This window comes from Mucilaginibacter rubeus (genome assembly GCF_003286415.2).
GTDB classification, from domain to species: domain Bacteria; phylum Bacteroidota; class Bacteroidia; order Sphingobacteriales; family Sphingobacteriaceae; genus Mucilaginibacter; species Mucilaginibacter rubeus_A.
Map to the genome: position 1 here is coordinate 1382225 of NZ_CP043450.1, position 13295 is coordinate 1395519.

Here is a 13295-nt window from a genome sequence, read left to right on the forward strand (position 1 = left end):
GCACATTAATATGAATCTGGAAAATGTGCCGGATCAGACATGAATAACCACCTCCCCGTAAAACTTTTCTAAATAAATACCATTTAACTTACAGGTGCAATTATATCTGCACCTTTGCAGCAAATACATTTATCATATATGAACCGTTTGGCCAATTCCACATCGCCTTATTTATTGCAGCATGCTAACAACCCGGTTAATTGGTACCCCTGGGGCAAGGAAGCCCTTGACAAGGCCAAAGCCGAAAATAAGCTCATCCTGGTGAGTATTGGATACTCGGCCTGCCACTGGTGCCATGTTATGGAGCATGAGAGTTTTGAAGATGAAGCCGTGGCGGCCGTAATGAACGAGTATTTTGTTTGTATTAAGGTAGATAGGGAAGAGCGCCCCGATGTAGACCAGATTTATATGAGTGCCGTTCAACTGATGAGTGGCCGTGGGGGCTGGCCGTTAAACTGTATCTGCCTGCCCGATCAGCGGCCAATTTATGGTGGTACGTATTTCCGTAAAAACGACTGGACATCGCTGCTCTTTAACCTTGCCGATTTTTATAAGCAAAAGCCTGAAGAAGCCGAAGATTACGCTGTGCGCCTCACCGAGGGAATCCAAAAATATGAGTCGATAGAGTTTGTAGTAGCACAGGCCGATCATACCAAAGATGATTTGCAAACCATAGTCACTAACTGGAAACGTTATTTTGATAAGCGGGAGGGAGGCAGTGGTAATGCGCCCAAATTCCCGATGCCTAATAACTGGCAGGCTTTGATGCGTTATGCTTATTTAATGAAAGATGAGGAAGTTGCCGAACAGGTAAAGCTAACACTGCATAAAATGGCTTTCGGCGGTATTTATGATCATGTTGGCGGTGGCTTCGCACGTTACTCTGTCGACGGGCTTTGGCATGTACCGCATTTTGAAAAAATGCTGTATGATAACGCTCAGCTGATTAGTCTGTACGCAGAGGCCTATACCTGGCAGCCCGATGAATTATACAAACAGATAGTTGACGAGATCATCACGTTCAGTACCCGCGAACTGATATCGCCTGAATATGGTTTCTATTCGGCCCTTGACGCTGATAGCGAAGGCAAGGAGGGTAAGTTTTACATCTTTACTAAAGGTGAAATAGCAGAAATTTTAGGTGATGACACGGAACTGTTCTGTATCTACTACAATATTACCGAAGAAGGTAATTGGGAAGAGGAGGAATCAAATGTATTATTCCGTAAGGATAGCGATGAGGCGTTGGCTGAAAAATTAGGACTTGCTGTTGATGAGCTGCTTGTCAAAATAAACGCCTCAAAACAAAAAGTATTTGAAGCGCGTGCCCAGCGTGTAAGACCGGGCCTGGATAACAAGATCCTGGCATCGTGGAATGGCTTAATGCTTAAAGGACTTGCCGATGCGTACCGCGCTTTTGATAAACCGGCATATCTCGAACTCGCGCTGAATAACGCCGGGTTTGTGTTAGATCAACTGCTTGGCCAAAATGGCAGGCTATCACGGGTTTACAGTGCCACATCGTCGCAGGATAGTCCGGTTGCGTTTTTGGATGATTATGCTAATATTATTGACGGTTTGATAGCATTATACGAAGTGACCTTTAATGAGCATTGGCTGCTTGAAGCGCGTAAACTGGCTAATACGGCCCTGTTGCATTATTATGATGAAACCAAAGGCATATTCTTTTTTACAGCCGATGACGATGAGCAGCTGATTGCCCGCAAATCGGAGATCATGGATGGCGTAATTCCGGCATCCAATTCGGTTATGGCAAGGGTGCTTAAAAAGTTAGGCTTGCTTTTTGATAACGAAGAGTACACTGAGGTTTCGGCGCAGTTGCTGCGCAATGTTATGCCGCAACTATCTAAATATGGCTCTGCCTACTCAAACTGGGTAATGCTGCTGCTTGATGAGGTATTTGGCGTAAATGAAATTGCGATAACCGGCAGTAATGCCGAGGCTTTCAGAAAGGAAATGGAAAATAATTACATCCCCAATAAAATTATGTTGGGTGGTAATACAGGAAGTTTACCTTTGTTGCAGGATAAGTTTGGTACATCAACACAAATTTTCATTTGTAAAGATAAAACCTGCGGATTACCTGCTCATAACCCGGCCGACGCCCTTAATGAAGTTGAAGCCAGATTTTACAACTAAAAACAATTTACAATGAAGATTGCACCACAGCACGTAGTATCATTAACCTACGATTTGTACGTAGACCGCGAAAACACAGGTACCGAAACTTTGGTAGAAAGTACCACTCAGGAACAACCCTTAACCTTTTTATTTGGTGCAGGCCAGATGCTGCCTAAGTTTGAAGAACACCTGAGCACACTTTCAACTGGCGACAGCTATGAGTTTCGCTTATCTCCGGAAGATGCTTACGGCGTATATGATGAAGAAGCAGTAGCAAACCTGCCTAAAGAAATGTTTCAGGGTACCGAAATTCCTGAAATTGGTAGCATTTTGCCTTTACAGGATAACCAAGGCCACCGTTTCCAGGCTATGGTAGTTTCAATTGCCGAAGATGCCGTTATTGTTGACCTTAACCACCCAATGGCTGGCCAGGAACTGCACTTTAAAGGCGATATCCTTAACGTACGCCCGGCAACGCCTGAAGAACTATCTCATGGCCACGCACACGGCCCGGATGGTCATCACGATCACTAATAGCAGGCCCCACCCAACCCTCCCCTAAAGGGAGAGGGCTTTAAATAAAAAAGGTTCATTTTGCATAATGCAAATGAACCTTTTTTGTTTATCCTGCTAATAAAAGTTTCCCCTTTAGGGGAGATTTAGAGGGGGCTTAGTAAAACTCCAGCCCGCCGTCATTCCTGAAAGCGCACTTTATAATAACCCTGGATGATACCGGTTCGCCATTTATTGTCGCTGGTATAAAAATTTTATCGGCAGGGTCGGGTACGTCGATACTCATATTAAATACTTTTTCGAAACTGCCACTAAATACATGCACTTTGAATGAGGCAAGTCGCCCCAGAGGGCTAACCAGTAATTCAACCATTCCAAATGATACATTGGGGTTAAGGTTAAGCAACTCGGGCGGAAGCTTAAACAGATTAAGATAAGGCAGGTATCCAAAAAAACGACCGCCTATTTTAAGTGGTTTGGTAACCCGTGCGGTATCGTTAAGTTTTACATCCACAACATATTGCAGGTTTGAGGTGCTGTCTTCCGGTGCTTCGTAGGTGATTTGGTTGGCCTTATAGTCAAAGTTTTGTACCAGGTGCCCCCGGTTATCGAAAAAGTGCCAAACACCACTTCTTTTATCGTTATCATAGTAACCGCTTGCCAGCGCGTAATTTTTTTGATAAAGGGCCTGGTATAAACCCTGGCGGATGCCTCTGTTGGTTTTTAATACATTAAACCGCTCTACTACCGAGTCGGTAAGGCGATTTTTTACAATAACTGTTTCCGGGGCGTTTTTAGCTGCAACATCTTTGGTTTGTGCAAACGCATAGCCGATATATAATATCGATATAAAAGTTAAAATAAGTTTTCTCAATGCAGGGATATAGATTGTTGTAAATATATAACAGCAGTTAAGTTATCTCCAAAAAAAAGCAGGATACAAATTATCCTCTGCCTCCACGCCGACCACCGCCACCTCCAAAGCCACGTCCGCCTTCACGACCACCTTGCGGGCGACTGCCGGTAAATTTTTGCAGCCTGATAGCAAAACTAAGCATGAAATATCTGCCCAGCCTATTCGTACGGGTATCAATGATCTGGTTGCCTGAGGTAGTACGTGTTACGCCCTTATTCTCATCAAAAATATCAAAAGCCTGGAAACGCAGGGAAGCGATATGCTTTTTTAAAAACTGGTATTCAACGTAGCTGCTTAACAGGGTAGGGTTAGCTTTAACAGTGCTGCTGAAGCCATGATTAATAGTTTGAGTTAAGTTATATCCCAGCACCCAGCTGTAAAAAAAGTAATTGCGGCCATCAAGTCCTAAGGTCCATGTTTGCGCGTTTGTATTTACTGTGGATGGGATACTGTAGCGTGTGGTGTTGATACTGTAATTAGCGCTGATTTCGCTATCCATAATACTGTCAATATCTACCCTGAGTTTGGCTCCCTGGTTAAGCACCCAGTTTTTGCCCTCATTGCGCTGGTTTTCAATAAACGATATGTTATTGTTATAGTTGGCACCTCCGTTTAACGAAACGGTAAATTTGCGTTCTGCAAAAGGTTTTGAAAAGGAGTAATTACCACTTATATTATAAATACCGTTGGTGTTAACATAGCGGGTTGCCTGGATGGTGTTATTGCCTTTGGTTGTTTGGGTACTATCGGTAACCGGCGATGAGTTGGTAACTATAGCATCCTGTGTTTCTGAAAATGATAAATTGGTGAACAGGGAATTACCACTTGCAATATCAAACTGGTTGTACCTGATATTGATGCTATTGGTAAACGAAGGCTTTAAGTCAGGATTACCGTAAACCCTGTTTTGTGGATCTGAATAATCGGGTTGAAGCTGTAACTGGGCAAATGAAGGTTGCGCGTTTGAACCACTGTAATTAAATGAAAACGAATGGTTTTTTGAAAAGTTATAAATAAACCGCGCCGTTGGAATAACATTAAATGTGGATGTGGTAGTATGAAAATTGTGCGATTCGCCATCAAGTTTGGAAGGCTGAACAGCCAAACCTAAAGTATAGTTATATTTAGGATGCACGCCACGCAGGTTTAATCCGAAACGATTAGTAATGAACTGGTAATTATAGAGCGTACTCAACGAATCTACATAGGTTTGATTACCTGTCGCCGGATCTATCCGGTAGTTGTAGCGATTGTTATCCGTGTTGGAATAATTATAGCTGTAATTAGCTTCAAGGTAATTTGTTTTGCCGATAGGCTCGATATATGAAAAATGCAGGCTTACCCTTTGCGATTGGTTATCTGAATTGATCTGCTGGAACAAGGGGGTTACAACAGTATCCTGTCGGGTAGTGTACTTATCATTAAGTTCCTGGTCGTTTTTAGAATAGCTTGCATTGGCGTTTAAACTAAAATTACGCCCTTTTTTATGGAATTTGTGATTATATAGCACATTGATGCTGCCGGTTTGCGATGAGTTATTGGTTAAAGCCAGCTCGTTACCGGTAACTACCGATTCTTTACGCGAATTGCTAAACGTGTCGGTGCTCATGTTTTCGGCAGTGGCGTAAGAAAAACCGGGGTTAATTTTAATATAGTTGGATGTATCTATTTTGTACTCGATGTTAAAATCAAAGCGGTGGTTCAGCCCATGGTTATGATTGGTGCTGTTGTCCATGTTAATGATATTACCTGATTGGTAAAGGTTTTGCTGAACGGTTGTACTGTTGATATCCCGGTCTTTATCGGCAAAGCTGTAACTGCCGTATACAGTGACTTTTTTACTCCAGTCGTCGCGGTAATTGGTACCTATCGAGCGGTTGGTAGTGATACCGTTTGCTGTACTAACACCTCCGGCACTGCTTCCGCCGCCACCACCGCCACGCCCTGCACGACCGCCACCGCCACCGCTGCTGCCTATATTGAATGTGTTTGTATTGTTATTATTCCAGGTGCCAATGAGTGCCAGCTGCCTGGCATCATAAAATGAATTGGCCGACAGGCGGGCCTGGTACCTGTCATCGTTACCTACACCAACACTTCCCTGGCCAAAGTTGCCCTTGCTTTTTCCTTTTTGGATGGTGATGTTCAGGATCTTGTCCGGGTCGCCGGTTTTGATGCCTGTTAAATTGGCCTGATCGCCGTAATCGTCAATCACCTGGATATTTTCTACGATGTCGGCCGGGAGGTTTTGGGTGGCGGTTTGTACATCCCCGGTAAAATAATCCTTGCCATTAACCCGTACTTTGGTAACCTGTTTGCCATGCGCGGTTACGTTGCCATCTTTATCAACGCTCACACCGGGCAGTTTTTTCAATAAGTCCTCTACTGGCGAACCTTCCCTTACTTTATAGGCGCTGGCTTTGTATTCAACAGTATCTTCCTTAATGGTAATAGGGATCACGGCCGAAACCACTACGGTATTCAGCATATTGGTTTGCACTTTTACCTTGATCGGGTCGAGCTTAATAGGCTTGGTATCATTATCCATTACATAACGGCGGGTAAACGGCTGGTAGCCGATACCGCTTATGGTGAGCTTAAAGTTTTTGGAAATTACTGCCGGGAAAACGAAAGCACCGGCGGTACTGGTTGCTACTACTGTGCTGTCTTTATCAGATATCAGTTTTACGGTAATGCCGGGCACAGCGCCAACGCTGTCAATTACGGTTCCGTGTACCTCGCGCGGTTGCTGAGCATAGGCCGTTGACAAAAAAAGAAAGCTGATAAACGCAAGCAGTAAGTGTTTTTTCATAGTTTAGGGTCAATTTAGGTTATTGACCCTAAAAGTTTAATGAAGGTTTAATGATTTGACCCTATGTAATACTAATGTTGCATAAATTGTATTTTAGCGCATAACCTTATACTATATTACCATTATTTATGAGCACTTTATCCGATATCGACGGCTATAAAAGCGTAGCATTTTCACAAGCCACCATTACCGAACTGATGATCCCTTCATATTCTAATTTTGGCGGCAAAATCCACGGGGGCATCCTGCTTTCGCTGATGGATAAGGTAGCTTATGTGTGCGCCGCAAAACACGCAGGAAACTATTGTGTAACCGCGTCTATCGATACTGTAGATTTTTTGCAACCTGTAGAAGTAGGGGAGCTGGTGTCGTTGATGGCATCGGTAAACTATGTGGGCAATACATCACTGGTGGTTGGCATCAGGGTGATATCTGAAAATATCAAAAATCATTCGGTAAAACACACCAATACCAGCTACTTCACCATGGTAGCTAAGGATGAGTTTAATAAACCTGCTAAAGTGCCCGGCTTAGTGCTTGAAAACCGCGAGCAGGTGAGGCGTTTTATTGAAGCCCGTCGCCGTAAAGAAATTAAACAAAGTTATATGAAGGAAGTTGAACAGATTCAAATGCCTGATAACTATGAACATTGTATTGAAATGCTAAAGGGCGAACGCTGCCTTGTTGCCGGATAGCTATTGCGTATATAAAGTTTATTATTAGATTGCAGTCTGAAACTATTAACGAGAATGACGAGGCCTGTAGGTTTATTACTGCTGTTATTGATGCATGGTACCACATATGCGCAAAAAACAAACGGAACCGAACCGAAAAGCTCTCCCACGTTAATCAAAACTATCGACAGCCTTAACCAGCATATAGAAAACACCTACGTTGGCGCCCCGCATGAGGCCAGGGCACTGGCCGAGCATGCTTTACTGCTTTCGGAAAAAATAAAATACAATGACGGCACCGGTCGTGCTTTTTTAAACTTAGGGCATGTATATTGGTCGCAATCATATTACCCCATCAGCTTGTTTTACTTTAATTCGGCATTAAGTTATCTGCCGCAAAACAAGCCCTTGTTACTTGCTCACTGCTACAGTTCAATTGGCCGGGCTTATACCGATCTGCAAAACTACGGCAAGGCCCTAAAAAACCTGGAGATAGCTGCCCGCTTTGCGGGGCATGATTCTAAAATGCTGGCCGAGGTTTACAATGAACGTTCATTTGTTTATGCTAAACTGAAGCAATTCGATAAGGGCATAGCTAACGCCAAATTGGCCATGCAACTTAGTCGTACCGTAAACGACCAACCCGCAATTTGCATATTATACAGCAGGCTGGCTAATGCATACCGGTTAAAAGGGCAATATCAACAAGCTATCGCTTATTCGGATACGGCGCTGCACATGAGTTATCTGGTTAATAACAAGCGTTTGAGGGCCATATCATTTATTGAACGCGCAGTTATTTATAATTCATTAAACCAGTACGATAAAGCTATTGAGCTGGCTCAAAAAGGCGCTGCATTGTCTGACAGCATAGGGGTTATGGATGGTATTTCGTCCGCCTATAAAACCATGACCTATAGCTTTGAACAAAAGCATGATATGGTGCAGTCCTTAGCTTATCAAAAAAAATATACGCAAGCGCTTGATAGCCTTAACGCTACTAACAAGCGTAAAAATACCGAGTTGATCCAAAGCTATTTTGAACTTAACAGCCGCCTTAATGCTATCGCGGCAGTTGAACAAAGGGCTAAGGAATACAGCGCGAAGATCCACCTGCAAAAAGTAATCATTATTACCTTGATTATTACATTGCTTATTGTGATAGTGGCTTTATCGGTTACCTATTATCATTATAAACAAAAACGAATATTAAGCAACCGGATGCGTAAGCAGCACAAGGCTTTGCTGATTCAGAAAGATTTGATAGAAGAGCAATCTGCAAACCTGGCCGATGTTAACAGTCTTAAAGATAAGTTACTGGCGGTAATTGGTCATGACCTGCGTACACCGCTTGCCAACCTGCATTCTATTTTGCGACTGTATCATACTGGAGTTTTAAACGAAAACGAGATACAGGGCCTGATGAAAGAGATAGAGCCTGTTGTACAGAGCGCAGAGTTAACGCTATCAAACCTGTTGGAATGGGCCGGCAGCCAGATCAAGGGGATTAATCATGAACTATCTGCGATAGATATTTACCGGATAGGTTTGGAGCTGGGTGGGATATTCAGCTATCTTTTTCAGCAAAAAAATATCAGGTTTGATAACCTTGCTTTGCCGGGAACCTGTGTTCAGGCAGATGAAAGGCATATCAAAGTAGTATTAAGTAACCTGATCAGCAACGCTATCAAATTTACCGGCGATAATGGCGTGGTTACTTTACAAAGTGCTGTTGACGGCAATATGCTTGTCATTAGTATTGCCGACACAGGAAACGGCATCCCTGCCGAAAAACTGGACAAGTTATTTAGTCTCAATACCAAATATTCCGCAACAGGCACCTCCGGTGAGACGGGAAACGGCATCGGGCTGTTTTTATGTAAAGAGCTTATTGAGTTTAACGGCGGCAGGCTTTGGGTAAATTCGGAAGTAAATAAGGGCAGTACCTTTAGTTTTAGCCTTCCTTTGGTTACAGATTAATCTCTCCTCAAAAATTATTCCTATTTAAAACATCCCGTTTTGCTACATGATTAATGCTTATTAAGCAAATGTAGCGGAAATAGCCTTTTATACTTTCATATAAAGAAATTTAATTATTCTGAAAAAGTTTTAATCATTTGTTGGGTAATTTAAATCTATTTAACCCGTTAATACGTATAAGCAATAAGTAGTTTTTACTATATTGTGACAAAATAAACATAAATTTCCCACTCGCTTAACTAATCTCCCCAAAACTTAATGGCATTTTTAAACACTGTGCTCGAACCACCTGCATATGGTTGGACAGATGAACTTGGCAATCTCTCGAAACCCACCAACAAACAAATTGTAAAAGAATTTTTTAAACGGATCAATGTTTTCGCCGATAAAAAAAACTGGCTTTCATTTTTAAGCTGGTCGCTGGTGCTGGCCTTAGTGCCTTTTTTAGGCTTGTTCATTTTTAAATACTTCAGCATTACAGGCTTAATTGTTGCCTTTGTATATAGTATGATCATCATGGGTACCCATGGTACCATCTGGCATCACAGGTATTGCACACACGGCGCTTACACCTTTAAAAATAAGTTTTGGCGGTTTTTTACCCAAAACCTTACGCTTAAGATCATTCCGGAAGAGATCTACGCGGTATCGCACCACGTGCATCATGCTTTGTCTGATCAGCCGGGCGATCCATATAACGCGCAAGGCGGTTTCATGTATTGCTTCCTTGCCGATGTTAACCACCAGCCCATAGCCCGCAATATGGACGAAGCCTGTTACAAAAAATGTGTTAACCTAATGAAACATACCGGCGTAACCACCAATACTTACAAACAGTATCAAAAATGGGGAACCCTCGCCAACCCAACCCGCACCGTAATTGGTATTATCCTTAACTGGGGTTTCTGGTTCACGGCTTTCTATCTGTTAGGTGGCCCAGCACTGGCCTGCGCGGTATTTGGTTCGGCGGGGATCTGGGCAGTTGGTGTGCGCACATTTAATTACGAAGGGCATGGTAAAGGAAAAGATATGCGCCGCGAGGGTATCGACCATAATCGCGAAGATATGTCTATCAACCAGCTATGGCCCGGATATGTTGCCGGCGAATGGCACAATAACCATCACCTATATCCTAAAAGCGCACGTTCTGGTTTTAAACCGTACCAGTTTGATTTGGCCTGGTGCTACATTAAAATGATGAGCATGCTGGGTGCTGTAAGTTCATACCGCGACTCTAAGGCTGATTTTTTAAAAGAATATTGCACCCCGGTTCCGGTTATTGTGCCGGTGGCTGTACCTGTTGCCGAGATATTGGTAGCGGCGGAATAGGCGGTTCTTATATCATTATATTTAGCCATAGCGGGTTTACCGTTATGGCTTTTTTTATGTTTTTTTCTCTAAAGCCACAGTTGGCGTCACTATAAATGTTCAGAAGATTGAGGTGGGAAAAAACATGTCATAGCGAGGAGGAACGACGATGCAATCTCGTGCTAATGCAGATTTTGTTACAATAGAAAGCCCAGCAAGGTGTTAAAAATACACTTTGTAAAAATCTGGTTATATCCTAAAAATGTGGAGAATTGTTAAAATAGTACTATCTTAATTGCAAATTGATTATATACCTTTAGTGAACCGATTATAGTGTACACTAAACACCAAAACCAATGCGCTGTAAAGTATTAAATGTTGTGTTATTCATGGCATGCCTTGCCTTGTCGTCATTCCGGGTTGAAGCTCAGGGGCCGGGAATATTTGAAGGACAAACCGATGTAGGGACTGTTAAACATAAAGGTAGCGGAACTTTCGACGCTAAAACACAGCAATATACACTTACGGGTTCAGGACAAAATATATGGGCAACGCACGATGATTTTCATTTTGTGTGGAGGAAAATAAAAGGCGATTTCATCCTGCGTACCAATGCAGCTTTTATAGGTAAAGGTGTTGAAGCACACCGCAAGGTGGGTTTAATGGTGCGTACCACGCTCGATTCAAATTCAAAACACATTAATGCGGTTGTTCATGGCGATGGCCTTACCTCGTTGCAATATCGCAAAACAGTAAGCGGCATTACCGAAGAAAAGAAAGTTTCTATCACCTCTGCCGACGTGATCCAACTGGAACGTAAAGGCAATACCTACACCATGTCGGTAGCCCGCAAAGGCGATCTGTTTGTAAATGAAGAGGTAACAGACCTTGATTTGGGCGATGATGTTTACGTAGGCATCTTCATCTGTTCGCACAATGCGGATGTTATCGAAAAAGCAGTATTCAATAATGTAAGGATAGTTACGCCTGCTCCGGCTACGCTTGTGCCTTATAAACAATATTTAGGCAGTGCTATCGAACTGCTTGACCTGGAAAGCCAGAATGCTACGGTGATCTACCAATCGCCAAAATCTATCCAGGCCCCAAACTGGATGTTGGATGGCAAATCGCTTATTTATAACAGCGAGGGCTCACTTTATAAATTTGATCTTAAATCGCACACACCAACGGTGCTCAATACGGGCATTGCTAAAAATAATAATAACGACCACGTACTTTCTTTCGATGGCAAAATGCTGGCCATCAGTAGTGGCGATGGCGGCCCTTCTATAGGTTATACCGTATCATCGGCTGGCGGCGAAGCTACCCGGGTAACGCAAACCGGGCATGGCGCAAGCTATATGCATGGCTGGTCGCCTGATAAAAAATATATTGTTTTTTGTGGCGAACGCAATAAGGAATTTGATGTGTACCGCATCCCGGCTGGTGGCGGCCCAGAGGAGAGGCTAACCAACACCCCCGGACTTGACGATGGTCCCGAGTATTCGCCGGATGGCAAGTATATTTACTTTAACTCGGTGCGCAGCGGCCTGATGCAGGTTTGGCGTATGAAAGCTGATGGCAGCGAACAAACACAGCTAACCAACGATGATTATAACAACTGGTTCCCGCATATTTCGCCGGATGGTAAATGGATTGTGTATATTACTTTCCTGAAAAGCGAAGTTGCACCCGGCGATCACCCTTTTTATAAACACGTATATTTAAGGGTAATGCCGGTTGAAGGCGGTCCGTCAAAAGTAGTTGCTTATTTATACGGCGGTCAGGGTACTATCAACACCCCATCATGGGCGCCAGATAGCAAGCACCTGGCTTTTGTAAGCAATTCAGATTTATTGTTTCCTGTATTCCCAATAGCTAAATAACCTTAAAACGTAATACCATGCATACATCACGCAGATCATTTTTAAAAACCGGAGCCATGGCAATAGCTGGAGCGGCTTTGCTTCCTGATAGTTTATTTGCAGCAACTGATAATAAACTAAAGCGGGTAGGGGTACAGCTTTATAGCGTACGCGATGCCATGAAAGCCGATCCGCAGGGAACGCTTAAAAAGATAGCTGATGCGGGTTATGCCCATGTAGAGCATGCTAATTATATCGACAGAAAATTTTATGGCTATACAGCCAAAGAGTTTAAAAAGATCCTGGGCGACCTTGACCTGAAAATGCCAAGCGGCCATACGGTAATGACAGCACAGCATTGGGATGCATCTAAAAATGATTTTACCGATGCCTGGAAGTATACGGTTGAAGATGCCGCCACCATGGGGCAAAAATTTGTGATCAGCCCCTGGTTGGACGAAAAGGTACGTACAGATACAGATGCCCTGAAACGTACAATGGAACAGTTTAACAAATGCGGCGAGCTTTGCAAGCAATCGTCCATGATGTTTGGTTATCATAACCACAACTTTGAGATCAGTACTAAAGTTGGCGATATCACCCTTTACGACTATATCATCCAGAATACCGATCCTGCTTTGGTTGCCCAACAAATTGATATTGGTAACATGTTCAGCACCGGAGGCATGGCATTAGAATTTATTAATAAGTATCCAGGCCGGTTCCAGTCAATGCACGTGAAAGACGAAATTAAGGTACCTCCGCATAATGGTGATGATACCGAAAGCACTATTTTGGGCAAAGGGATCCTGCCTGTTAGGGATATTGTGAAGGCCGGGGCTAAAAAAGGAGGCACCTCACTTTTCATCATCGAGCAGGAATCGTACCAAGGGAAAGATCCCATCGATTGTGTAAAAATTGATTTACAAATCATGAAAAAATGGGGCTATTGATAGTATAAAGCTATCTTACACCTTCGTGAAGATTTAAATTTTTTCCGCTTGATATTAAATTGTAATTATTAAGTTTGGAGATACGTTATAAATCATAAATAAGCCTTTCCCTTTATCTGTCCAATAAGTAAA

The 13295-nt window shown here is 43.0% G+C and carries 9 protein-coding genes; 7 read left to right on the top strand and 2 right to left on the bottom strand.

From position 1 onward, the window contains the following. Positions 1 to 138: 138 nt before the first annotated feature. Positions 139 to 2160, top strand: coding sequence for a thioredoxin domain-containing protein (locus tag DEO27_RS05705; RefSeq protein ID WP_112572241.1), 2022 nt, complete (start codon positions 139 to 141; stop codon positions 2158 to 2160). A gap of 12 nt (positions 2161 to 2172) precedes the next feature. Further along, positions 2173 to 2676, top strand: coding sequence for a peptidylprolyl isomerase (locus tag DEO27_RS05710; RefSeq protein WP_112572239.1), 504 nt, complete (start codon positions 2173 to 2175; stop codon positions 2674 to 2676). Between the two features lie 136 nt (positions 2677 to 2812). Here DEO27_RS05710 and DEO27_RS05715 read toward each other — a convergent pair whose 3' ends face one another. Both DEO27_RS05715 and DEO27_RS05720 read right to left on the bottom strand, forming a co-directional pair. Continuing rightward, positions 2813 to 3529, bottom strand: coding sequence for a hypothetical protein (locus tag DEO27_RS05715; RefSeq protein ID WP_112572237.1), 717 nt, complete (start codon positions 3527 to 3529; stop codon positions 2813 to 2815). 70 nt (positions 3530 to 3599) lie between these two features. Further along, on the bottom strand, positions 3600 to 6383 hold the full coding sequence (locus tag DEO27_RS05720) for a TonB-dependent receptor (RefSeq protein WP_112572235.1): 2784 nt from the start codon (positions 6381 to 6383) through the stop codon (positions 3600 to 3602). Positions 6384 to 6511: 128 nt separating this feature from the next. On the opposite strand from DEO27_RS05720, the gene DEO27_RS05725 reads away from it, so the two are divergent. The 5 genes from DEO27_RS05725 to DEO27_RS05745 all read left to right on the top strand — a co-directional run bounded on the left by DEO27_RS05725 (position 6512) and on the right by DEO27_RS05745 (position 13163). Further along, the gene (locus tag DEO27_RS05725) at positions 6512 to 7078 is read left to right on the top strand and encodes an acyl-CoA thioesterase (RefSeq protein WP_112572233.1); all 567 of its coding nucleotides are present in this window, start codon (positions 6512 to 6514) and stop codon (positions 7076 to 7078) included. Between the two features lie 54 nt (positions 7079 to 7132). Continuing rightward, the gene (locus tag DEO27_RS05730; RefSeq protein ID WP_112572230.1) at positions 7133 to 9037 is read left to right on the top strand and encodes a tetratricopeptide repeat-containing sensor histidine kinase; all 1905 of its coding nucleotides are present in this window, start codon (positions 7133 to 7135) and stop codon (positions 9035 to 9037) included. Positions 9038 to 9295: 258 nt separating this feature from the next. Next, a complete protein-coding gene (locus DEO27_RS05735; RefSeq protein WP_112572228.1) occupies positions 9296 to 10366 on the top strand; it encodes a fatty acid desaturase in 1071 nt (356 codons plus the stop codon). A 335-nt stretch (positions 10367 to 10701) separates the two neighbouring features. Beyond that, positions 10702 to 12231 carry a TolB family protein gene (locus tag DEO27_RS05740; protein WP_112572226.1) on the top strand — a complete coding sequence of 510 codons (1530 nt, stop codon included), beginning with the start codon at positions 10702 to 10704 and terminating at the stop codon, positions 12229 to 12231. A 17-nt stretch (positions 12232 to 12248) separates the two neighbouring features. Further along, a complete protein-coding gene (locus DEO27_RS05745; protein WP_112572224.1) occupies positions 12249 to 13163 on the top strand; it encodes a TIM barrel protein in 915 nt (304 codons plus the stop codon). Positions 13164 to 13295: the final 132 nt, after the last annotated feature.

What these genes read in the sequence shown, in the direction of transcription:
- DEO27_RS05745 (WP_112572224.1), top strand. Translation starts at nt 12,249, where the DNA reads ATGCATACATCACGCAGATCATTTTTAAAAACCGGAGCCATGGCAATA.
- DEO27_RS05720 (WP_112572235.1), bottom strand. Translation starts at nt 6,383, where the DNA reads ATGAAAAAACACTTACTGCTTGCGTTTATCAGCTTTCTTTTTTTGTCA.
- DEO27_RS05725 (WP_112572233.1), top strand. Translation starts at nt 6,512, where the DNA reads ATGAGCACTTTATCCGATATCGACGGCTATAAAAGCGTAGCATTTTCA.
- DEO27_RS05705 (WP_112572241.1), top strand. Translation starts at nt 139, where the DNA reads ATGAACCGTTTGGCCAATTCCACATCGCCTTATTTATTGCAGCATGCT.
- DEO27_RS05730 (WP_112572230.1), top strand. Translation starts at nt 7,133, where the DNA reads ATGACGAGGCCTGTAGGTTTATTACTGCTGTTATTGATGCATGGTACC.
- DEO27_RS05740 (WP_112572226.1), top strand. Translation starts at nt 10,702, where the DNA reads ATGCGCTGTAAAGTATTAAATGTTGTGTTATTCATGGCATGCCTTGCC.
- DEO27_RS05735 (WP_112572228.1), top strand. Translation starts at nt 9,296, where the DNA reads ATGGCATTTTTAAACACTGTGCTCGAACCACCTGCATATGGTTGGACA.
- DEO27_RS05710 (WP_112572239.1), top strand. Translation starts at nt 2,173, where the DNA reads ATGAAGATTGCACCACAGCACGTAGTATCATTAACCTACGATTTGTAC.